The 23,339-nt window shown below is 35.5% G+C and carries 21 protein-coding genes, 1 tRNA gene and 2 pseudogenes; 6 read left to right on the top strand and 18 right to left on the bottom strand.

The features are described 5' to 3' along the window. The first annotated feature begins 143 nt into the window (after window positions 1-143). Window positions 144-228, top strand: a tRNA-Ser gene (locus LNP19_RS10055). A gap of 677 nt (window positions 229-905) precedes the next feature. Further along, the gene (locus tag LNP19_RS10050; protein WP_230061795.1) at window positions 906-1,661 is read left to right on the top strand and encodes a hypothetical protein; all 756 of its coding nucleotides are present in this window, start codon (window positions 906-908) and stop codon (window positions 1,659-1,661) included. Window positions 1,662-2,657: 996 nt separating this feature from the next. Here the strand turns inward: LNP19_RS10050 and LNP19_RS10045 are convergent. The 4 genes from LNP19_RS10045 to LNP19_RS10030 form a co-directional block, all read right to left on the bottom strand. After that, a complete protein-coding gene (locus LNP19_RS10045) occupies window positions 2,658-3,200 on the bottom strand; it encodes a GNAT family N-acetyltransferase (protein ID WP_230061794.1) in 543 nt (180 codons plus the stop codon). Continuing rightward, window positions 3,190-3,348, bottom strand: coding sequence for a hypothetical protein (locus LNP19_RS10040; protein WP_230061793.1), 159 nt, complete (start codon window positions 3,346-3,348; stop codon window positions 3,190-3,192). The genes LNP19_RS10045 and LNP19_RS10040 overlap by 11 nt, the downstream gene beginning before the upstream one ends. Before the next feature lie 104 nt (window positions 3,349-3,452). Beyond that, window positions 3,453-4,136, bottom strand: coding sequence for a GNAT family N-acetyltransferase (locus LNP19_RS10035; RefSeq protein WP_230061792.1), 684 nt, complete (start codon window positions 4,134-4,136; stop codon window positions 3,453-3,455). Then, on the bottom strand, window positions 4,137-5,201 hold the full coding sequence (locus LNP19_RS10030; RefSeq protein WP_230061791.1) for a hypothetical protein: 1,065 nt from the start codon (window positions 5,199-5,201) through the stop codon (window positions 4,137-4,139). A 38-nt stretch (window positions 5,202-5,239) separates the two neighbouring features. Here LNP19_RS10030 and istA point away from each other — a divergent pair, with 38 nt between their 5' ends. Together istA and istB are read left to right on the top strand one after the other, a co-directional pair. Further along, window positions 5,240-6,787, top strand: coding sequence for an IS21 family transposase (gene istA / locus LNP19_RS10025; protein ID WP_230061790.1), 1,548 nt, complete (start codon window positions 5,240-5,242; stop codon window positions 6,785-6,787). Between the two features lie 77 nt (window positions 6,788-6,864). Further along, window positions 6,865-7,569, top strand: a complete 705-nt coding sequence (istB, locus tag LNP19_RS10020) for an IS21-like element helper ATPase IstB (protein WP_230061789.1) — start codon at window positions 6,865-6,867, stop codon at window positions 7,567-7,569. Window positions 7,570-7,723: 154 nt separating this feature from the next. Here the strand turns inward: istB and LNP19_RS10015 are convergent. From LNP19_RS10015 to LNP19_RS09950, 14 genes and pseudogenes are all read right to left on the bottom strand, one after another. After that, a pseudogene (locus LNP19_RS10015) lies at window positions 7,724-8,368 on the bottom strand (IS3 family transposase); the annotation flags it as partial. Beyond that, window positions 8,326-8,625 (bottom strand): transposase, encoded by a 300-nt coding sequence (locus LNP19_RS10010; RefSeq protein WP_230061787.1) that lies wholly within the window; start codon window positions 8,623-8,625, stop codon window positions 8,326-8,328. The pseudogene LNP19_RS10015 and the gene LNP19_RS10010, both read right to left, overlap by 43 nt. A gap of 71 nt (window positions 8,626-8,696) precedes the next feature. Beyond that, window positions 8,697-9,959 (bottom strand): alginate export family protein, encoded by a 1,263-nt coding sequence (locus LNP19_RS10005; RefSeq protein WP_230061786.1) that lies wholly within the window; start codon window positions 9,957-9,959, stop codon window positions 8,697-8,699. Between the two features lie 78 nt (window positions 9,960-10,037). Further along, window positions 10,038-10,682, bottom strand: coding sequence for an SCO family protein (locus LNP19_RS10000; protein ID WP_230061785.1), 645 nt, complete (start codon window positions 10,680-10,682; stop codon window positions 10,038-10,040). After that, window positions 10,679-11,485 carry a formylglycine-generating enzyme family protein gene (locus LNP19_RS09995; RefSeq protein ID WP_230061784.1) on the bottom strand — a complete coding sequence of 269 codons (807 nt, stop codon included), beginning with the start codon at window positions 11,483-11,485 and terminating at the stop codon, window positions 10,679-10,681. Before LNP19_RS09995 ends, LNP19_RS10000 begins: the two co-directional genes overlap by 4 nt. 26 nt (window positions 11,486-11,511) lie before the next feature. Continuing rightward, window positions 11,512-11,835 (bottom strand): annotated as a pseudogene (locus LNP19_RS09990) (c-type cytochrome); the annotation flags it as partial. A gap of 84 nt (window positions 11,836-11,919) precedes the next feature. Further along, on the bottom strand, window positions 11,920-13,401 hold the full coding sequence (gene nirK, locus LNP19_RS09985; protein WP_230061783.1) for a copper-containing nitrite reductase: 1,482 nt from the start codon (window positions 13,399-13,401) through the stop codon (window positions 11,920-11,922). A gap of 111 nt (window positions 13,402-13,512) precedes the next feature. Then, on the bottom strand, window positions 13,513-13,755 hold the full coding sequence (locus LNP19_RS09980) for a cytochrome C oxidase subunit IV family protein (RefSeq protein ID WP_230061782.1): 243 nt from the start codon (window positions 13,753-13,755) through the stop codon (window positions 13,513-13,515). 3 nt (window positions 13,756-13,758) lie between these two features. After that, window positions 13,759-14,340, bottom strand: coding sequence for a cytochrome c oxidase subunit 3 (locus LNP19_RS09975; RefSeq protein WP_230061781.1), 582 nt, complete (start codon window positions 14,338-14,340; stop codon window positions 13,759-13,761). Window positions 14,341-14,455: 115 nt separating this feature from the next. Continuing rightward, window positions 14,456-15,421: a DUF438 domain-containing protein gene (locus LNP19_RS09970; RefSeq protein ID WP_230061780.1), complete on the bottom strand. Its 966-nt coding sequence runs from the start codon at window positions 15,419-15,421 to the stop codon at window positions 14,456-14,458. Window positions 15,422-15,429: 8 nt separating this feature from the next. After that, complete coding sequence (locus tag LNP19_RS09965; protein ID WP_230061779.1) at window positions 15,430-17,205, bottom strand: nitric oxide reductase activation protein NorD; 1,776 nt, start codon at window positions 17,203-17,205, stop codon at window positions 15,430-15,432. Window positions 17,206-17,314: 109 nt separating this feature from the next. Next, window positions 17,315-18,094: a CbbQ/NirQ/NorQ/GpvN family protein gene (locus LNP19_RS09960; protein WP_230061778.1), complete on the bottom strand. Its 780-nt coding sequence runs from the start codon at window positions 18,092-18,094 to the stop codon at window positions 17,315-17,317. 106 nt (window positions 18,095-18,200) lie between these two features. Beyond that, on the bottom strand, window positions 18,201-19,622 hold the full coding sequence (locus LNP19_RS09955) for a cbb3-type cytochrome c oxidase subunit I (protein ID WP_230061777.1): 1,422 nt from the start codon (window positions 19,620-19,622) through the stop codon (window positions 18,201-18,203). Between the two features lie 105 nt (window positions 19,623-19,727). Beyond that, window positions 19,728-20,162 carry a c-type cytochrome gene (locus LNP19_RS09950; RefSeq protein WP_230061776.1) on the bottom strand — a complete coding sequence of 145 codons (435 nt, stop codon included), beginning with the start codon at window positions 20,160-20,162 and terminating at the stop codon, window positions 19,728-19,730. A 302-nt stretch (window positions 20,163-20,464) separates the two neighbouring features. Here LNP19_RS09950 and ric point away from each other — a divergent pair, with 302 nt between their 5' ends. Then, window positions 20,465-21,196, top strand: coding sequence for an iron-sulfur cluster repair di-iron protein (ric, locus tag LNP19_RS09945; protein ID WP_230061775.1), 732 nt, complete (start codon window positions 20,465-20,467; stop codon window positions 21,194-21,196). A 37-nt stretch (window positions 21,197-21,233) separates the two neighbouring features. Further along, complete coding sequence (locus LNP19_RS09940) at window positions 21,234-23,339, top strand: ribonucleoside triphosphate reductase (RefSeq protein ID WP_255665523.1); 2,106 nt, start codon at window positions 21,234-21,236, stop codon at window positions 23,337-23,339.

The raw sequence follows: 23,339 nt of genomic DNA, 5'->3' as shown, positions 1-23,339 counted from the left end.
AATATTTTACAGCTAAAACAAAGAAAATGAAACAATTAAAAAATAGTTTAAAAAACAGTTGAAATTTTTATCAAAATTGTTTTTGTAAACCGAAAAAGGTCCTTATATTTGCACTCGAAATCAGCTAATGAAAGCGAGATATTGGAGAAATGGCAGAGCGGTCGAATGCGGCAGTCTTGAAAACTGTTGACTGTAACAGGTCCGGGGGTTCGAATCCCTCTTTCTCCGCAGGAAAATCACCCTAACCCTTATAAACAAAGGTGTTAGGGTTTTTTATTTACACTATATCCCCACATTATCCCCACAATTCAGTAGTTTTAAACATAAAAAAACCGCCTATTTCTAAGCGGTTCATAAAAGTATCTATTGCCGTACCAAAGCTTATTCCAGATACTTTTATTATTCATCCAATTATGAAGCGTTCTACTTGTTCCAATTTCAAACTAGTATATTGACAGAACTCCTCTACTGTTATAAACTCATTTTTATCCTTTTTTAGCTCAGTTCTTATTTTTTGCAACAATCTAGCGCTATATCTATAACTCTTGCCTGTAATGAGCGTTATATCCTTCGGGTAAATGCACAATCTTTTATTTTGGGTTTTCATACTTTATCTATGCCTTTGCCTTGGCTTTGTTATACTTTAAACACACTTAAAAACATTCTTTACTTCATATCTTCAATAGAAAATTTTTTTTCTATTACATTAACCAATTTACAATACTATAATCGATTTTAAGAGGCTAAATGTTCCTTTATTGCCTAATGTGTCTAATTGTGACACTTTGTATTGTTATACTATTTTAATTTATAAAATTTGATTTAAAATCAATGCGATACACTTATAAAACATAGGGTCATTGATTAAAAATTAAAACTAATTAACAATCTAAATTTTAGAAATCATGGCCAGACAGAATGGTATTATTAAACTGAAAGGTACTATCGGGGATATTACTTTTTACAAAACAAAAGATGGACATTTAGCACGTGAAAAAGGCAGTCTAGATGCAAACAGAATTAAAAATGATCCTGCATTTCAAAGAACTCGTGAAAATGGAGCAGAATTTGGAAGAGCTGGTACAGCAGGTAAAACTTTAAGGATAGCTTTACGAACTTTATTGATGAATTCATCTGATAGCAGAATGGTAAGCAGATTAACTCAATCAATGGTTAAGGTGATACAAGCTGACCAAACTAATGAAAGAGGTCTAAGAAACGTTATCGACGGGGAAGCTGAATTGTTGACTGGGTTTGATTTTAACATCAGAGGCAAATTAGGAACCAGTTTATTTGCTCCTTTTGAGAGAACGATTGACAGGGCGACTGGAACAATTGCAGTTGATCTGGATTCATTCCTTCCTGCGAATATGATTGCGGCTCCGGGTGGAACCACTCATTTTAAAATAATATCGGCGGGAGCTGAAATCAATTTTGAAGCAGATACTTTTGTTGTTGGGAGTTCGGAAACTGCAATTTTACCTTGGGACATGACTCCAACAGCGGCTATTAACCACTCTAATTTGGTTACTCCAAACAGTGTAAGTCCGCTGTTTTTGGCAGTTGGGGTTGAGTATTTTCAAGAGGTGAATGGACAAATGTATCCGTTGAAAAACGGCGCCTATAATCCGTTGGCTTTAGTTCAAGTGAGCGGGCTTTAACACACTTCATTTATTATTTTAGCTAAGCAAAGCCTTTTCGAAAGATTAGGCTTTTTTTATTTTCAATCCACTCCTACCTTCTTATTATTTTCAAAAGAAAAAAAGAAAAAAAAGAAAGTCGTCCTATCGGCGAAGGTTTCAAATGAAGTCAAGTTTTTTTGAAAAAATACTACCCAACTGTTCTTGCATATTAAAAAGTGAATATTAAGTCGGAATATGAATTGGAAATATAAGGGTGGAGATTTTTTCAAAAACCCGTAGGGCTTGAACTTTACTATTTGAAACCGTAGCAGACCTTTACTTTCTTTTTATTTATTTATTTTTATTGCAGGGTCGTTATTAGGTGAATGGTATTATTCTTATGGAAATCGGCAATCAAACACCCCCAAGCACCGCAAGGAATGGAGCTAAAATGTAGCGATAGCGAAATTATAGCGGAATGTATGAGGAGCGCAGTGGCGGGGTTGCGGCAATCGAACAGCCACCATAGATGCGAGAGTTGAGCGAAGGTACGAAGCGAAACGTAGCAGCTATGAGCGTGTAACGGCGGGGAAACAATAAAAGACTGCCTTTGGCTATCCTTGATTTAGGGCAAAGTGATAACGGAGCCAACCCCGATGGCTGTGCGAAGGAGCAACCGCTGAAAAAATATAGGGCGGCAGACATAATACGGCTGGAATGTAGTGAAACGTAGCCTGCGGAGTGTAACGAAATGAAGCGGTATTGTGGATGCATAAGCCCGACCGAACGCAGGAAGAGACCGTGTGAAGATGAGGAACGAAACAGCGCAAAAAATATAGCTGCTTATTTTCAAGCTGCTGTATTTTTTTGTGCTGTAAAGTGTCTGTGGAACGGAGGGAAACCTAAATATTGAATTGAAATAATAAATTGCCTATTTACCGAAATTGTTCTTATGGAAATATATGGTTGACCGACTGGAACAGCCGAACGGAACAAAGGGAACGACCGTAGAGAGACCGCTTGATTGCTCGTGATTTAATCCGTAATCGCTTCTAGATTATAATACATTAGTCTTGTATCCGACTTTTTATCTTTACCAGAAAGATATTTAAAACCCATTTTTTCATAAAACTGAAGTGATTTTCTATAAGCATCGACCGTAATAAATTTACATCCCGTTTTATTATTTTTGGTAAAATTTCCTTTAGTGTAATTTATTATCATTTTACCATAGCCGCCACCTTTTTGATACTCTAAATCAACAGCCAATCTACCAATCTTTACTGCTGGATAACTTTTATGCTCTCCTTTTTCTTTAGGTAACATTACACCTATTCTTTCTATAAACTTTGCAAGATTTCCATCTAAATCAGTATGAGAAATTTTATCATTAAGGTAATTGAAATAGGCAAGTGTTTTCTCTTCGTTTTGTATGATGTAAGTAACAGCTATTAAATCTTTCGAATAGTTTTTAGCATCATCAAAAAGAAAGCCGTTCAAATCTGTGTCTCCACAGTCAAACGGCAATATTACAGTATCAGGTTGTAACCTGATTAATTTTACTTTACTAGTACTCAAATTCTGCGATACTCATTAAAGTTTCGTAGTCTTCTTTTATTTCCTCTTTTTCTTTTTCAGTTGCTTTCTTTACTTCTTTGTTATCTTGAACGAAAGTAGTAGCATCTTTACCATAAAGAAAAGGAGTCTCTTTAATTGGTTTAGCCATAATTGTTTTTTTTAGTACTACAAAAGTATATAAATGTAATACAATAACAATACATTAGTATTATAATTTAACATATCTATTTAAGTCTAAGTAGTGTAGTTAGTTTAATTATCTTGAATATAATCGTGTTTTATATCATCAATTAGAGTTGTAAAGTAACTCAGCTTATAACTCATATCATCTAATGAAGGTTTCATATAAGTAGAAGGAGATTGCCCCATAGATAATTCTATTTTAGAATTAATAATACTAACCTTTTTAGCAATTGCATTAAGTTCTTTACAAATACCTTCTATTTCATCATCTGCTAAACCCTTATATTTTATATCTAATTCTTCATTTGAAAAATCAAAATCTCTTTCTTCTAAAATATAGGTTGTATCATCTACTTTTTTAAAGCCAACTTTCAAAGCTGTACTCAAAGAATTATCATAGTTTTCATTACCTATTTCTAATCCATTAATTGATATCTTTAATTCTTCTCTTTCGACAACACTAAATAAATATGGTATTATAGCTTCTTTTAAAGCAGTTGTTAAATAGCCATTTTTACGATGTTCTGGTAAGATAACCCAATGTAAATCTATTTTCATGTCCAAAACAGCACCAACATACTTAGTATCTTTTTTGATTAAAAAAAATGGCTTGGGACTATGCTTGAGTCTTGAGTTTTCAATCCAAATATGAGCAAAATCAACATTTTTACTTATTAAATGTTTGATACAGTTTTTATAATTGGGATTTCTATTTAATATATTGATGATTGATATAATGGATTCTTCAGACATTTAAATTGTTTTAAGGAAAAAATTATCAACGGCTTCTTTTAGTTTTTTATTCTTCATTTGTTTTGCTTTTACTTTTAAATCATCGCCATCATAATAAAAGACTTTAAAACGCTTTGAAGTTTCAGATAGGTGTTTCAATCTTATTAAAGCATCTTCGGTAAAACCATTTGTTGACCAATATTCAAATACAATATCTTTTTCTTTATAAACTTCTATACTTTTTATCCATTTGAAAAAAGCAGGTAGTTTTTTGCCATCCCATTTTTCAATTGCTTTTAAATCTATTTTGGAATTTGTTGCTTTGCATTCTGATATTACAATTTTATCAGTATAAACACTTATAACATCAAGTTCATGTTTACCCGTTTCGTCAACTATTTCTCTACCTAAATCTAATGACTGACATGTAGTTGAATGAATGTGTCCTATAACAAATTCGAATAATGTTCCTTTAATATTATTAGCAAGACCTTCATTAAATTTCTTAAGCTGTTTAATTAAATCTAAATATTTTTCTGGAGTTTGTTTTAAACTTGCACCTGCATTATTTAAAATACTAACTAATTCTTTTAAAGTTTCAGCATATTTTTCTCCAAATAGTTCTTTTATAAAACCAACGACAATACCGTTTTTCTTTAATAAAGCTAATGCTTCGCCATCAACATCATCAACAATTAGAAAAGGAATTAACCTCGATGATTTTTCAAATTGTTTTATAGTATTTAATTTATCTATAAAAAAACGAACATCATTCTCATAAATTGGATGACCTAATAGTATATCAGCTACTACATAACCATTTTTTGTACCATCCATTAATCCTGTCACAAATGAAACTCCTTTGAAACCAAAACGGAATTTACCATACTCTCCAAATAATTCTCCTGTATTAAATGATATTAAACCTATATTCTTGCTTAATGTGGAAAAACCGGTCAAATTGACCACCACTTTCCAGTGTAAATTGACCACCAGTTCCGGAGCAAACTGACCACCACTTTCCAGTTCAAATTGACCACCTAATTTTGGGGTAAATTGATTATTAAAAACTACTGACTTTTTCATGTTGTTAGCACCATACATTCGTTAAAAAAATACGGATTATGGCAAACAAAATAACAGACATGAGTAAAATTAGAAAAGTAATTAAATTCTATTGTGAAGGAAAGAGTAAGTTGTTTATAAGTAGCTACTTATCCCTTTCCAGGAATACGGTAAAGAAGTATATTTCTTTATTTGAAGTTCTCGGATTAAACTTTGAATTAATTGATAGAAAAACAGATACAGAACTAGAACTTTTGTTTTCACAGACTACTGTGGAATCCATTAGTCCCAAATTGCAGATCCTATACGATTTTTTCCCTAAAATGGAACGTGAACTAAAGAAAGTTGGCGTTACCGTACAACATATGTGGGAGCAATATATTGCCGTAAACCCCGATGGTTACAGGAGTTCGCAATTTGCTCATCATTACAAAGTATGGGGTAAACGAGTCAATCCTGTAATGCATATGAATCACAAAGCCGGTGATAAAATGTATGTGGATTATGCCGGAAAAACACTCTCCATCATTGATAAAGATACCGGAGAAATCAAAGAAGTACAGTTTTTTGTAGCCATATTGGGAGCCAGCCAATATACCTATGCAGAAGCTTCCATGAGCCAACAAAAGGAAGATTTTGTTACTTCGGTAGAAAATGCCATGCGTTTTTTTGAAGGTACTCCTGCGGCAATTGTTCCCGATAATTTAAAATCTGCAGTGATAAAAAGCAGTCGTTTTGAGCCAACAATCAATGAAACCCTGGCTGATTTAGCGGAATATTATCAAACCACAATCTTACCTGCCAGGGCTTATAAACCAAGGGATAAATCATTGGTTGAAGGTGCGGTAAAGATATTGTACAGAAGGATTTACGTAACTCTAAAAGAAACCAAATTCTTTTCTCTAGAAGAATTAAACCAGCAGATATGGGATTTATTAGATGCTCATAATAGTCGAAAACTCACAGGACGTCCTTACTCCCGTAAAGAATTGTTTTTAGAAGATGAGAAACAAAAACTACGCCCACTACCACAAGAACGCTTTGAAATCAAATACCAATCCTTTGCAACGGTGATGCAAAACGGACATGTCCAATTAAGTCAAGACAAAAATTACTATAGTGTTCCGTATCAATATGTAAAGAAAAAAGCGAAACTCTTGTATACCAAATCAACGGTAGAGATCTATTACAAATACAATCGAATAGCCATTCATCCGAGGAATTACAAACCTTATGTCTATACCACAACCCCAGAACATTTAGCCAGTACCCACCAATTTGTAGCCCAATGGAGCGCTGCCCGCTTCATTGATTGGGCCAGTAGTATTGATGAATCCGTAGGAGAATATATTTTGCAAATAATCGAAAGCAGAAACCACCCCGAACAAGCCTATAAAAGTTGTCTGGGAATACTAAACTTCGAGAAAAAGGTAGGCAAGCGGCGATTAATAAATGCCTGTAAACGGGCACTTGATTTTAAAATTTACAATTTTAAGACCATACAAAATATTTTAGAAAACAACCTAGACCACATTGATTTTGAACAAGAACCCGAGCAGGAACTCCCTGTTCACGGCAACATCAGAGGAAAACAGTATTATAATTAAATTAAAACCCAATAATCATGAATGACCCGAGCGTAAGCGAACAGGCGTAGCAATCCACAGTAACAAAAATGAAACAAATGAAGCTTTATGGTATGCATAATGCTTTTAAAACCGCCATTGAAAGCGGGAAAACTGACCATTACACACTTGATCAGTTTGTATCGATGCTTATTGATGCCGAATGGGATGAAAGGCATAATCGTCGCATTGAACGCAGTATCAAAAATGCCCGATTCCATTACAAATCAAATATTGAAAGTATCAATTTTGACCAAACCCGTAATCTGGATCGAAACATGGTGCTACGTCTGGCAGAATGCGAATTTGTAGAGAAAAACGAAAACATTTTAATCACAGGAAGTACTGGTGTAGGTAAGAGTTATTTAGGTACAGCATTAGGTTATCAAGCCTGTATACAGGGTTTTAAGGTAAGTTATTTTAATACTTCAAAGTTGTTTGCTAAATTAAAAATGGCCAAAGCAGATGGTTCTTATCTTCGAGAACTGGCAAGAATAGAACGGCAAGATGTTATTATACTGGACGATTTTGGACTCCAAGCATTAGATAGTCATAACCGAATTACCCTTTTAGAGATCATTGAAGACAGACATAATAATGGTTCTATAATTGTAACATCACAAATCCCAGTGCAAGGCTGGTATGACATCATTGGAGAAAAAACAATAGCTGATGCAATTTTGGATAGGCTGATACATCAATCTCACCGAATCGAATTGCACGGAGAATCTATGAGAAAAAAAAGGGGCATAAACAAAAGCTAATATTTAAGTATATTTGAATACTAATTAACAGATGAAAAAAAGTAGTTTTTAATGAAAAATGGAGGTGGTCATTTTGCTCCGGAATTAGGTGGTCATTTTGAATTGGAATCAGGTGCTCACTTTAAATTGGAATTGGGTGGTCAATATCACTGGAATTTGCAGCATATTGAACACCTCTATCGGAGTGAAAAATTAAACCTTGCTCAATATTTCTGTTTTTGACTGCCATTTTCCAAGCACCAAGACTTGTTTGTTCAGTGCTCATTCCGTTACTTAAGCTCCAGCCAATAATTTTTCGGTCGTACAAATCCATAATGGTTGTCAAATAAAGAAAACCTTCTTTGGTTTGAATGTAAGTGATATCCGAAACCCAAGCTTTTGAAGGTTTATTGACAACGAACTCTCTGTTTAATATGTTATCAACCGTTAGATAATTGTGATTAGAGTTTGTTGTTACTTTAAACTTCCTGCTGAGCTTGCTTTTTAAGCCAAGAACTTTCATATACTTAGCTACCGTTATTCTGGATATTTGATATCCTAAACACTGGAGTTCTATTGCTACTCTGGGACTTCCATAGCGTTGTTTGGACTCAAAATAAATTTTCTTTATCTGTTCTTTTAAAGCAATTATCCTTTTTTGAGCAATTGTTATATTTGCTCTTCTCCAGCGATAAAAACTTCCTGTACTGATTTCTAAAACACGACACATTTTTTCAATCGGAAATATTTTTTCATTCTTTTTAATGAAACAGTATTTCATCGACCGCTCTTGGAAAAAATGCCGATTGCTTTTTTTAATATATCGCGTTCCAACTCTGCATCTTTGAGCTTTTTCTCTAATTCATGAATTTTTGCTTGCTCTGGAGTTTGTTTTAAATTTCCTTTTCCAGGAAAACTTCCTTCTCCAAAGGTCTCAAATTCTTTGCGCCATTTATATAATTGTGGGGCTGTTATACCTAATTCTCTTGCAAGCTCTGAAACATTGGTTCTGTCATAGCTCAGTTGAACTGCCTGTTCTTTAAAACTTGAATCATAAATTTTACGGACTTTTTTCATAAGTTAAAATTAAGATTTATTCTTAACTTATTGTGTCGGCTAAGTTAGCATGTCCAAAACTAAAAATACATCTATTTTGTAGCAAATAGTTTTGGATTAAATGAAATCATTACCCATGCCCAATTATTGTTATTTGATGGATTAGTAACATTCTTTACTCTTTCTAAAGTTGATGATGCAAACATTTGAGAATAGCCTGCCGAAGCGACAATATCTTTTTGAACGGTATAACCGACTGAAAAATCAATCTCGGTGCCTAAATAACTGTGCATTTTATTACTAAACGAATCTAAAACACTATTAGGAGCATGGAAAACATGCGGAATTAAAGCCAACTGCCATTTATCAATATTATAATTTAGTTTCAAATAAGCATCTTGCAAACCCACACTATTCAAGTGATTACCCACATAGAAATAATCCATAAACCCATTGAATCCGTGATTAGTTCCAAAAAGAGGACTGAATGATTTATTATCACTTGTATTATCATCTTGATCTTTACCCGAAAGAAATTCATATCCCAGTACCATTTTAAATTCTGATGTAAGAACATAACCTAAATTAGCTCCCAGATACCAAGCACTCAAATTGTTACCATTACTTTTTCCAGTTTGGGCATACAATCCTAAATTAGTATCCCATTTATTTTCTTTATACGATAGATAAGTACCAAAAGTCTGTTTGTAATCGACTTTTAAATCTGTAACTGTCTTTGCATATTCATAGCCCGTATTCAACAATAGTACACTCATATTTAACTTGCTAAACTGAGTATGATACCAAGCATATTGCATTGATTTATAATTGGTGGTATAGACCGTAGATGGAAGCACTAGATTTTCTTTATCCGCATTCAATGCAAATCCCAAATCCAATTTATGATTTTTTGGATGAAAAGAAAAAACCACTGCATCATGGCTTTGTCCCTGTTGTGCCCAATCAATTTCACCAAAGATTCGTTGATTATCATAGGAGATTATCTGACGGCCTAAGCGTGCGCTCCAATTAGAATCAAAATCATATTGAGCCCAAGCCTCAAAAACAGCAATTCCGTTTTTATCGGCTGTGGTAGTTGTGGCAACATCACCCCAAGTACGTATATTTTGCAGGCTCAACTTTGTTTGAAGTTTTTCTTGTTTGAAGTTCAAATTCAAACGGGAACGCTGGGATATAAAAGAAGTCGCATCATCAGCATTTGATATTGGGCTTTTATAACCATTTCTGTATTCGAAACGGGGTCTAAGTTGGAGATTTGCTTCAAATTCTTGCGCATAAGTTCCTAAGCCTGTCATCACTATCAATAACAAACTAATTTTTTTTATTAATTTCATGGGGGTAATATTTAATGATATGATATCGAAATCTACTTCCTTTTTGTCGCTTTAAATTAGAGTAATTTCTCCATTAACCTAGTTTGTTTTCTCCGCTTCTTCAGTGATTTTCTCTATTGTTTGATCTGAATTTACTCCCAAACCTTCCTGCTGATAAGTCAATTCACCGTCGGAATTAAAAACGCTTATGATATTGGAATGCGAGAAATCCAAAGGAGCTATTTTTTTATAATTGACCGCCAAAACTGCGGCAAATTCTCTTGTATTTTCTTCGGTTGAACGCAGGAAAAGCCATTGATTTCCCTCCATTTTATTTTCAATCGAAAAAGCTTTCAATCGTGTTGGAGTATCCACTTTTGGGTCTATACTCACTAAAACCAGTTTGACTTTGTCTTTGATATTTTCTGGTAAGCGCTGTTCAATATTTCGCATATCGGCCACTAATCTAGGACAGGCTGCTTTACAGGAAGTGTAAATCATTACCATGACTAATACTTGGCCTTTCAAATCTTTCATTTCTAAATTCTCACCATTTTGATTAGTCCATTTGGAAGGAAGATTGTAAATAGATAAATCAGAAATTACTTTCTCTTTTAGATCTGACTCTGATTTTTTAATACAGCCCTGTAAGGACAACAGGAGTAGCATAAAACCTAAAAACAGTTTTCTACTTACACTATTCTTAATTGCTGATTTCTGGTATTTTTGAATTATAGGTTTCATTTCTTTGATTTTTGAATTGATTTGGGTTGTGGTATTTTATCAGTAGCACATCTAAAACCAAGGTTTTTTGTAGTGTATCTGGCTTTAAGACTTCCTCGGAAAGCATAACGCATAAAGGCAGCATAATTCATTAGATCGGTTGCATTCACCGATCCGCTTCCGCAAAAGAGATTCTTATCAGTGTCCTTATCTTTTCTGGATTCACCGGAAAGAAAAATACTATTGAAATCGGCCGTCCATTCCCAAACGAGTCCATGCATGTCATAAACCCCCCAATAATTTTTGAAGGTCTGCCCTACAGGATTCGTATCGGTTTTGGGCTTTTCATACCAAGACATGATATATTTATTAAAATCTTCTTTGCTACGCGCATCTATTCGTTTTTCATCGGCCATGGCCACGTATTCCCATTCGTCCATCTTGGGTAAACGTTTTCCTTGGCATTCGCAATATTTTTTGGCAGCAAACCAAGAAACATTGGTCACTGGTGCGTTACTCAAATTGTTTTTTCCATAATTAAAATCACTCTGCCATTGTGACAAATAACTCTTATCAGCAAATATTCCTTTCATTTTAGAGCGACTGTATTCCGGATACTTTTGGACAAAAGCAAGATATTGTGCATTGGTAACGGGGTAAACATCCATATTAAAAGCCAAAATCTCTACCGGTTTTTTATCCGTGGTTCCATAAAGGGGGATATAAGCCCCCCTTTTTATAGAAACCATTGGAGTTTGTTGCGCCTGTAGCGATGTTGCTATTAATAACAATAATAAAAATACGGCTATTTTAGTTTTTAACATGGCGAACTCCTTTTAATTATATAGTATTACTTTCTTTGGGCTTTTACCATTGCTGGCGTAACCACTGTTTTGTTATTACCCCAACTTCCGTAAACATAAGTCATCGCATCAGCAATTTGCTGATCATTTAAGGCTTGTGCGGGCATGGCTCCACTGTATTTTTTACCATTTACAGTTATTGGTCCAGACAATCCCTTAACCACTCCTTTGATAGCTCGATTCACATCTTTATTCAAATAATCTGATTTAGCCAAAGGAGGAAAAGCTCCCGGAATTCCTTGTCCTGCCGCCTGATGACAGGCTACACATACTTTATCATAAACCCCTTTCCCTTTGGTGGTATTTTGGCTGTATCCTTGAAAAGCCAATCCCATCATTGCGATGCAAAAAATATACTTTTTCATTTTATTATAGTTTTTAAATTATTATTCTTTTTATTCATGAATATCTTTAGTCTTAACCACTGGTTTTGCTCTAAGTGCTTTTACTTTGGCTGGCGTTACTACTGTCTTATTATTCCCCCAGCTGTTATAAACATAGGTTAAAACATCTGCTATTTCGTCATCGGTCAAATTCTGACTGGTCATAACATTATTGTATTTTTTGCCATTTACAGTTACTTCTCCGCTCAATCCATGCAATACGGCATTAATTGCTCTGTCAATATTAGCATTCAAGTAATCAGACTTGGCCAATGGAGGAAAAGCATTTGGCACCCCCTGTCCTTCTGACTGGTGACAAGCAAAACAAGTCCTTCCATACAATGCTTTTCCTGATTTAATTTGCTCTCCAAGAGTTTTTGGAGCAGTACTTTTGGCAACACCATTCACTTTTGGCATATTTTGTATTGTTCCGCCTTCAGGCAAATAAATTCCTTCTTGAATGGTTCCAGAATGTATTTTTTTATTCTCATCCCCTTCTACTTTTAGCATTCCAAGTGCTCCTTTATTGAACGCTCTGAATATCGAGTGATCTACTAAAATAAAAGTTCCTGGAACATCCACTTTAAACTCTACTATCGCTGAACCACCGGCAGGGATCAAAGTCGTTTGAACATTTTTGTTGATCATATCTCCACCTTCAATGTGTACCTTGTCAAATATTTCTCCAATTACATGGAAAGAGGAAACCAAGTTTGGACCACCATTTCCCATATAAATACGAACTGTCTCGCCTACTTTGGCAGTAAGGGATTTTTCTCCAGTAACTGCTCCAACTTTTCCATTGAAAACCACATAATCAGCTTGTTCTTTAATCGCTTTATTCATATCAAAAGGTTGAGACCCTTGCTCTCCATAACTCCCTTTGGTATAAAAATCACCTTGCATAACGTAGTATTCTTTATCAACTGGCGGTAAACCTCCTTCCGGTTCTACCAATATTAATCCGTACATCCCGTTCGCAATGTGCATTCCCACCGGAGCAGTAGCACAATGGTAAACATACAAACCTGGATTTAAGGTTTTAAAATTGAACACTTTTTCATGCCCCGGTGCTACTAAAGAGGAGGTTGCTCCTCCTCCGGGACCGGTTACCGCATGCAAATCAATGTTGTGAGGCATTTTATTGTCCGGATGGTTTTTTAAATGAAATTCAACCTCATCCCCCACTCTGGTTCTGATAAAACTTCCAGGAACAGATCCGCCAAAGGTCCAGTAAGTATATTTTACCCCATCTACCATTTCTCCTTCCTGTTCTTTTATTTCCATATGCACAACCAATTTGGTTGCTGCACGATTGCCAACTGGTTTTGGTACAAAAGGAGGTGCCGTAAGCTCGGCAACTTGCTGGCCTTCAACTTTTACATTTTCATAATGTTTAGCCTCATTTTCTTCTTTTTTACCACAAGAAAACAACCCTATCGCAACAAACATTGCAAGTGCGATATTTTTTATTTTTGTTTCATTTTTAAACATAATCCTAAACTTTTTAGATTTATATATTGGTTTTATATAGTGTAAAGATAAAGGACAAAAACATCCTTTAACATGATAAAAATCATGTTTCTTAACTTTTTATTATGATTTTCAGATTATTGTTACCACTACTAAAATTATCAATCCTAAAACAAGCCCGAGAGTGATTCTCCAAAAGGAATTCGCTTTTTTCAATTCCATAAATTGAAAGGCAACTAAAATAAATTTAAGAGCCGATATACCCATGATTATACTGACGGCAAAAGCTGAAACCGTAATTGAATTTGAAACAAAAGCAGTAGTTAAGGTTAAAAGAATAAGTACGCCGTAGGTATATAATAAAGACTTTTTCATTAGTTAAAAAATTAAATAGAGAATTGGAAATAACAACAGCCAAATCAAATCACACATGTGCCAGAAAGCCGCACAAGCTTCAATATCTTCAATAGTAGTATCTGAATTTTTCTTTGTCATTCCGTAATTTGTCCACATCAAAATAACCAATCCCATGACGACATGAATAAGATGAAAAGCGGTTAACATCCAATAAAAACTGAAAAACATATTGGTTTCTAATGAAATTCCGGATTCAATTTTATGGTAATATTCAACACTTTTTAGAACCAAAAACAATAGTCCGCCAAGCATCGTCAGTTTAAAATAAAAGGAAGATTTGTTTCTATTTCTTTCTTTAAATTGTTGCACAGCAATGGCCATAAAAAAACCACTTGTCAATAGAAAAACAGTATTAATGGCTCCTATGGTGGTGTTAAGCTGCATACGAGATTGGTGAAACACTTGAGGTTCTTGCTGTCCATAATAAACAAAAGCAACCAATGCCATTCCGAAAGTAATCAGTTCCAGGAAAATAATAATCCACATCAAAATCCCTCCAGGTGGATAATAGATGTTCTTGTAATCGATTTTTAGTGTATTCATATAAGTATTCATTTTGTTTACCAAATTTTCAAAAAACCTCCTCTCTACTTTTTATTAGTTGGAATCTGATTGAAGCGAAGAGGAGGTCAAAAAAAATGGTCGTTATAATTAGATATTATTCCCAATCCAGCAATCGTTTTTCACCTTCAATTTTCTTGATATCGGTGATATCCTGAGACATTTCGATAACGCCTTTGTAATTCAAATTGGCATCCCTAACCGCGAAATAACGAATGTAGATCAGTCGCTCTTTGTAATTAATCCAAAATGAAGATTCGCTTTTAGTTCCTTTTCTAAATTCTTCCAAAATTTTCAAGACCGTTCCAACACTTTTGGGTGGATGGCAAAATTTTACTTCTCGACCAATGATTCCCGCACTTCTAGGAAACACGCGTTCTTCTCCCCTATTGTAAAAAATAACTTTATCGTTTTCATCCACATAAGTAAGGTCCAAAGGCATGGTTCTGAACAATAAATTTACCTGTTCCACTGTCATGTGCCCTTCGTCATAATGCGAAGTGTTTTCTAATGAGAAAGGCATTTCTCGAATGGTAAAATCTTCACTCGGATGCACATAAGCCACACTAGGAAAAGGAGCTGGTGGTTGGGCTAACATCCAACCTATTTCTTCTTCGCCTTTACGCATTTCAATCCAATCTTTTTCCGCCAAAAGCTCCAAAGCATTGGGAAACAAAACCGTTTCTTCGACCTCCAATAATCGGGAAATTCCATTGACTAAATAAGGCGTATTGGTTTTAATGCTATTGAAATCCTTATTATCCATGTTGGTTCGCAACATTCGAAATTGTTCCCGAAGATTATCGTGAAAAGACCACATTCCTTGAGAAGGTCCTAGCCAACCTTTTTTCTCCAAAAAAGGAAAAAGCTGATTTTCTTTTCGGGCAAAACGTTTCTCAATGGTATGAAGTTGATTAAAAATATTGGTATATTTCTGAAATTCTTCATACGAATCAACAGCGGTTATTTCTTCTAAAAGCCGATGTATTATGTCATTCTCCTGAAAGTAAACCTGTACGGGATGTCCTTCGGGAAGTGTGATGGAGTTTGATGTTTCGTTCATCGCGTTACTTATTTTTGGTGTTTAATTTTCTCGTACAATTTCACCAAGGATTGCAACAACTCAACAGGAGTTGTCAGAATCTGATAGTGATTTTGTCCGAACATTTGAGGCAAATAATATTTGGCCTGCGCTTCAATGGCCAACGCATACGAATTGATATTTCTGTTATTGAGTTCCCGAAGCGCTTGTTTTACGTCATTGATACCGTACTTTCCTTCGTATTTATCGTAGTCATTGGGTTTTCCGTCAGAAATTAAGATGACCCATTTGTTTTTAGTACTTCTTTTGTCGAGTCGTGCGCCGGCATGTCGCAAGGCAGCCCCGATTCGGGTGTAACCGTTGGGTTCTATAGCGCCAATTTTGTGTTTGGCCACATTCCATTTTTCATCAAAATCTTTGACCGTCAAATAAGTCGAATAATTACGGGTTTTCGAATAAAAACTGTCAATCGAGAAATCAATATTGAATTCGTTCAACATTTCTCCAAAAAGTATCGATACTTCCTTTTCTACATCAATCACTCTGTTTCCTGCGGCATAACCGTCGCTGGAAAGGCTAATATCTAGAAGAAGGAGAATGGACAAATCTTTCTCTTTTTTCCGATTCGAAATGTATATTTTTTCGGAAGGAGTTCGTTTGGAATGTACATCCACATACAAATCCGTGATAGCATCGATATCAAATTCTTCGCCTTGGGTTTGTCGTTTTTGCTGTTGCATTTTGTTGTTGACGCTCGTCAACATTTTGCGCAAGCCTATTAATGTAGAAGCATTTTTTTTAATGGTTCTTTGGTAATACCCGCTATCCGATTTTAGTTGTGATTTGGGATACACCTTACAGAAATTATCTTTGTACTGACGTTTGTCAAAATCCCATTCGTCATACATCAAGTGAAAACCTTTATCATCCACTTCGGCACTTTCTGAAATGGTGGTGTTTTCTATAAAATCCGCCTGATAGACGGAATGCGCAGTATCATCCACTCGAACGGTGAATTTCATACTGAGTTCCTCCAGTGCATCCTGATGTTCTTCCAGTTCGTCTGAACCATCAAAATCGCGCCAAACCCCATTGAACTCTTCGGCCGTTTCTACTTTTTCAAAATTATGCAACATCACATAATCTTCCTGTTGTTTTTTGTCCAGCTCAACCGTAATTACTTCTTCTACTGCTGTTGCTTTTAGTGTAGTTGTCGGTTGCAGCTCGCTTCCTTTTTTGGTTTTATCCGAAAAATTTTCCAACTTTTTATCGCTATTCAGTTCGATTTCGTTCTGCATCCATTTTCCGTACAACCAGGAATAATCAGCAGGGATTTTATCGGTTGCTTTTTCAGCAAAATGATCTCTCACTTTTGAATGAAAATCAGTATCAAAAGAAAATTCTTCGAATAAAACAGACAGAATTTCTTCGGAGGTTTCCAATGCTTTTTGTTGCGAAAGTTCCAAGGTTTGCTCTCTCTCTGTGGGTTTCCAGTTGAAATCCAAGCGTTTTTGAATGCTGAGATACAAAACTCGGAAAAGATAAAAAGTCAGATTCTCCTCGGTTGTAGCTAATTCGGAGAATGAAACCGGAAGAAAAAAATTATTATTTTTATAACCGCCTTCTCTTTCGGCAGGGAAAATATCAATTGGATTCCCTGTTAATGCCCGCGCCAAAATCGTCAAACGGGGTTTAATATCATTTAAAATAACGGTTCTTGCTATAATTTCGGGGTCAATTTTTCTGCTTTTTTTCAATTGCTTGAAAAACTTTCCAACTAAATATTCGTCTAATTCAAATCCCATTTTTTTAGTATTCAGTGATTATTGTTCGGAGGAGTCAATACTTAATCTTCAGTTATTGTTAGGAGTCAATTTGACTGACCACTAAAAACTGATTACTGTCCACTCTTTTCTATATCATCAAATCGCACAAATCTTTTAAGGCTTGTGTCGTTTGCAAATCGTCTGTTAAGGGTTCTACAACGGCAACGTGTACCGATAATCTTTTGGGGAGTCCGCTTTGAATAATTTTGGCGGCATCCACTAACAAACGGGTAGAAACGGTTTCGGTCAAGCCTAATTCGGTTAAGTTTCTGATTTTATTCCCGATGGCTACCAGTTTCTTGGCCACATCCTGTTCCACTTGGGTTTCATTTACCAATATTTCTGTTTCAATTTTCGACTCTGGGTATTCAAATGAAACGGCAATGAATCGTTGTCTTGTGGAAGGTTTCAGTTCTTTAAATCCTCTTTGATAACCCGGATTGAAAGAAGCGACTAACATAAAATCTTCGTGCGCTTTTACAGTTTCGCCCAATTTATCGATGAAAAGTTCGCGTCTGTGATCCGTCAAGGAGTGAATGGCCACAATCACATCGGGACGTGCTTCGGCTACCTCATCCAAATAAATAATAGAACCTTCTTTTACAGCTGTAGTTAACGGTCCGTCAAGCCACACCGTTTCGGCTCCTTTGATAATAAAACGACCAATTAAATCAGTCGAAGAAGTTTCTTCGTGGCAACTAATCGTAATGATTTTTTTATCCAATACATGAGCCATGTGTTCTATGAAACGAGATTTCCCGGTTCCTGTAGGCCCTTTTAGCAAAAAAGGGATTTTATTTTTATAGGCATGTTCAAAGACTTCTTTTTCTTTACCTACAGCTTGGTAATATGGAATTTTTGCTGACATAATTTTGTTTTTAAAAACAAAACCCATTCTACTGTTTACATACGGTTTCAAGTGCTGTATTCAATAGGAATGAGTTTTGTTAGCAATAATAAAGTATTGAAGTGAACTAATTTATTTTTTCAGAAATAGCAGCATTCTGTTTTAAGGCAGGATTGCGACCTATTTTTATTTCAGAAGAAGAAAGATTTCCGTTTTGTTGTCCTTCCAAAGCTTCATCAGTAGGTCTACCATACTTCACAAAATCATATATAAAAAGTGCAATTCCCGTGGTAAACATGGTCGCACAAATTAGTAAGACTACAAAGTGAATACTGATCTCGTTTTGAACATCCATGAAATCCATTTTCAGCTTACGTTCCATGTATACCTGAACTACTCCGGCTACTCCAAAAGCAACTGTCATTCCAAGCATCCCTATATTGGATAACCAGAAAGCCATATTTCCTTGGGTGCTATTATAGCGTTTACGTCCGGTCAGGTTAGGAAGCGCATAACTGATAATTGCCAAAACAATCATCGCATAAGCACCCCAAAAGGCATAATGACCATGCATGGCTGTAACTAATGTTCCGTGAGTATAAAGATTCGTTTGTGGTAATGTGTGCGCAAAACCTAACAATCCAGCTCCGACAAAAGAAACGATAGACGCACCAATGGTCCAGAATAAAGCTATTTTGTTTGGATGACTTTTCTCGCCTTTTCGGTACATATTCACAGCAAATAACGCCATTGCTAAGAAAGCCAAAGGTTCTAATGCAGAGAATATTCCGCCAACGATTAACCAAATTTTATTGACTCCAATATAATAGTAATGATGCCCTGTTCCAAGAACTCCCGAAAGGAAAGTAAGACCTACAATCACGTACAACCATTTTTCGATAACCTCTCTATCTACACCAGTTAATTTGATTAATAAGAAAGATAAAATACCTCCCATGATCAATTCCCAAACGCCTTCAACCCATAGGTGAACCACCCACCAACGGAAAAATGAATCCATTACTTGGCTATCAAACCAAATCATTCCGGGGATATAAAGTAGAGCAGCAAAGAACAATCCCATTACCAATACTATTGCGGTAGTTGTTTTCTGTTTTCCTTTATAAAGTGTTCCTATGATCAGGAACAAGAAAAGCAACACATTGATAACGACTAAAAAGTCTAATTCTCTAGGAATCTCAAGGAATTTTCTTCCTTCCCAGTGGTTAAAGTGAAAGCCAACAATGGCAATAACACCTACAACAGCCAGGGATATCAACTGGACATAAGCCCATTTTACACTAATCAATTCATGTTGGGCTTCTTCAGGAATAATATAATAAGCGGCACCCATAAAACCCGTTAACAACCACACTACTAACAAATTAGTATGTACGGCTCTTGCCACATTAAAAGGAATAATCTCGTGTAATCCTTGTATTCCTATTCGGTCAAAACCCATAATAAAGCCATATACGATCTGTAACGAAAACAGCAACATACACAAGCCAAAAAACCAATAGGCAACTTTTTGTGATTTATATTTCATATTTGTAAATTTTATTTGTTATCGGTCAAATATAATATCGCCTTTTTTTAATGGTGTTTGTTTTCAACAAACTTGTTTTAAGTGGCGAATTCATATCTATTTGTATTAATTATTTTCTTGTGCTAATGGTGAAACGACTCTGTCGAATCCGTTCAAGTCCAGTTTACCAATCCATTTAAAATAAGCGACCATCGCATTGGCATCGGCCTCATTCATTTTATAAGCGACCATTTTTCGCCCCTTTGGAGCCCAAGGCACCGGAGACATCAAAACTGCTTTTACATAGCCTTCGCCTCGGCGTTCCAGCACTTTTGTCAGTTCAGGTGCATAATAACCGCCTTCGCCCATAATGCTGTGACATCCCATGCAATTATTGGATTCCCAAAGTTCTTTTCCCCTGACTACCTCCTTGGTAATTTCTTTGTAATTGGTTTGATCGTTTCTGGGCATAAAGGAATAAATAGTCAATCCTATGAAGATTAAAAAGGTGACCAATGTTCCTCCCAAAAAAAATGCTCTAGCTTGTGATTTTGAAAGCATAGTTATCAGTTTTAATTAATTAATAAATTTGGTTTTTCAATAAAGGACAAAAATATCCTTTATTTGTTTCGGACAAAATAACTATATAAAAAATCTTTAAAACATGATTTAAATCATATTTGGTTATAATTTTTATTCAATATTAAAAAATAGAAAATAGACAAAAAAATAAAACATACAACACTGACCTCTATTATTTTATGAAAATAAATTGTTTAAAATTTAATATCGGATAAATTTATCTTTTATTAAAAATAATAGCTAATTTTGTAAAACAATAATTAATATAAAAAATAATAAATATGGAAACTTTAGAGCAAACAACTATAGGACAATATGTCGCAAAAGATTTTAGAACGGCAGCCATTTTCTCAAAATACAAAATCGATTTTTGCTGCAAGGGAAACCGAACTATAGAAGAGGCCTGCGAAAACAAAAACCTGGACAGCCATCTGATTCTGGATGAAATCAATAGTGTTCTGGCAAGTAAAAATGAAAATTCGATTGATTTTGAATCTTGGCCATTGGATTTGTTGGTCGATTATATTGAGAAAACCCACCATCGTTATGTGGAAGAAAAAACCCAAGTTTTGCTTCCTTTTTTAGACAAATTATGCAACGTACACGGTGCTGTACATCCTGAATTGTTTGAAATAAACGAATTATTCAAAGGTTGTGCTGGAGAATTAGCTCAACACATGAAAAAAGAAGAATTGATCTTGTTTCCTTTCATCAAAAAAATGGTAAAAGCAACTATTACTGACGAACTTATTGAACAAGCGCATTTTGGATCAGTAGAAAACCCGATTGCCATGATGAAACATGAACATGAAGCCGAAGGCGATCGTTTTGTGAAAATTGCAACATTAACCAACAATTATACACCGCCGGCCGATGGTTGCAATACCTACCAAGTGACTTTTGCTATGCTGCAAGAATTTGAACAGGATTTGCACAAACACATTCATCTGGAAAACAATATTTTATTTCCCAAAGCAGCTGCACTAGAGAAAAAATTCTCCAGACAAGAATAGGAAAAAACATTCATCTAAATCAAAATCATCAAATGCTATGGAAAAATATGTTATCAAAAGAAACAGCGAATACAAACCTTTTGAACCTTTTAAAATACAAGATGCGCTCGAAAAAAGTTTCAATAGCGTCAACATAGCATTTGATGAAAGTGTTTTTGAAACTATTTTGGCTGGATTGCAATTTAAAGAAATCTGGGCCGTGGAAGAAATTCAAGATCTAATCGAAAAAAAACTTTTCGAAAAACAGTATTTTGAAGTCATGCGTTCCTTCATGCTTTTTCGTCACACTCGAAAATTGCAACGCGAACATGTGAACGGATTGAATGAAGACACCACTTACGTTGACAGCAGCCAAACTATAGAAGAATACATTCAACAAACGGATTGGCGAATCAATGCCAATGCGAATACTTCCTACTCTAATGCAGGTTTGGTAAACAATGCAGCAGGAAAACTCATTGCCAATTATTGGTTGGATAAAGTCTATACCAAAGAAGAGGCTTATGCCCATCGCAATGGCGACATTCACATCCATGATCTCGATTGCTTGACGGGCTATTGTGCGGGCTGGAGTTTACGCGTTTTATTGAACGAAGGTTTCAACGGCGTTCGCGGTCGTGTAGAAAGCAAAGCCCCTTCTCATTTCAGGGAAGCTTTGGGACAAATGGCTAATTTTCTTGGTATTTTACAAAGTGAATGGGCAGGTGCGCAAGCCTTCAGTTCCTTCGATACCTATTTAGCGCCCTATGTTTTTAAAGATAATTTGTCCTTTGATGATGTCGTGAAAGCCATACGCAGTTTTGTTTATAATTTGAATGTTCCAGCACGCTGGGGCCAATCGCCTTTTACCAATATCACATTGGACTGGGTGGTTCCCGAAGATTTGAAAACTCAAATTCCTACGAAAAACGATCATCACCTCTTCGAAAATATTAACAGTAAAAATATTTTGGACAGAGCCAAAGAGCGCGGCATAAAAAAGCTGACCGATTTGCGTTATGAACATTTCCAAAAAGAAATGAACCTAATCAATAAGGCATTTTATACCGTAATGACCGAAGGCGATGCCAGCGGGCAGCCCTTTACCTTCCCTATTCCAACGGTAAATATTACCGAAGAATTTGATTGGAACGGAGAAAACACTGATATACTTTTTGAAAATACCGCCAAAATAGGCTCTTCTTATTTCCAAAATTTTATAGGAAGCCAATACAATTTAGATCAAAACGGCAATAAAATTGAAAATCCTGAAGCTTACAAGCCTAATGCGGTACGTTCTATGTGCTGTAGATTGCAACTCGATTTACGCGAATTATTAAAACGAGGAAACGGTCTCTTTGGCAGTGCCGAAATGACGGGAAGCATCGGTGTAGTAACCCTTAATATGGCTCGTTTGGGCTATTTATTCAAAGGAAACAAATCCGAATTATTCCAACAACTGGATAAATTATTATTTCTTTCTAAATCGACTTTAGAGAAAAAAAGAGTGTTTATTCAGGAGCTTTATGATCGTGGTTTGTATCCGTACACCAAAAGATACCTACAACATTTCAGGAATCACTTTTCGACCATTGGCGTCAACGGTATGAATGAAATGATTGTCAATTTCACAGAAAAACAAGATGCAATTAGCTCTACATCGGGAATTGAATTTGCTTCCGAAGTGTTGGATCATATTCGCAACCGAATGAAGGAATTTCAGGAGGAAACCGGAAACCTCTACAATCTGGAAGCCACCCCCGCCGAAGGAACTACATATCGATTTGCTAAAGAAGACAAAAAGCGTTTTCCAAATATCATTCAAGCCGGACAACAAGAAAATATCTATTATACAAACAGTTCACAGATCCCGGTAGACCATACCGAAGACCCTTTTGAAGCACTATTTTTACAAGACCAATTGCAATGCAAATACACCGGCGGAACAGTTTTACACTTGTACATGAGTGAGAAAATCAGTTCGCCCGAAGCTTGCAAACAGTTTGTAAAGAAAGTAATTTCAAATTTCAAATTGCCTTATATTACCGTTACTCCCGTATTTAGTGTTTGTCCAATTCATGGTTATTTGAATGGAGAGCATGAATATTGTCCAAAATGTGATGAAATAATAATCGCGGAGAAAGCAAAATTTATCGAGTTTTAA

This window comes from Flavobacterium acetivorans (assembly GCF_020911885.1).
Taxonomy (GTDB): Bacteria; Bacteroidota; Bacteroidia; order Flavobacteriales; family Flavobacteriaceae; genus Flavobacterium; species Flavobacterium acetivorans.
The sequence above is the reverse complement of the archived record's forward strand: the minus strand, read 5'-3'. Positions and strand labels throughout refer to the sequence as shown.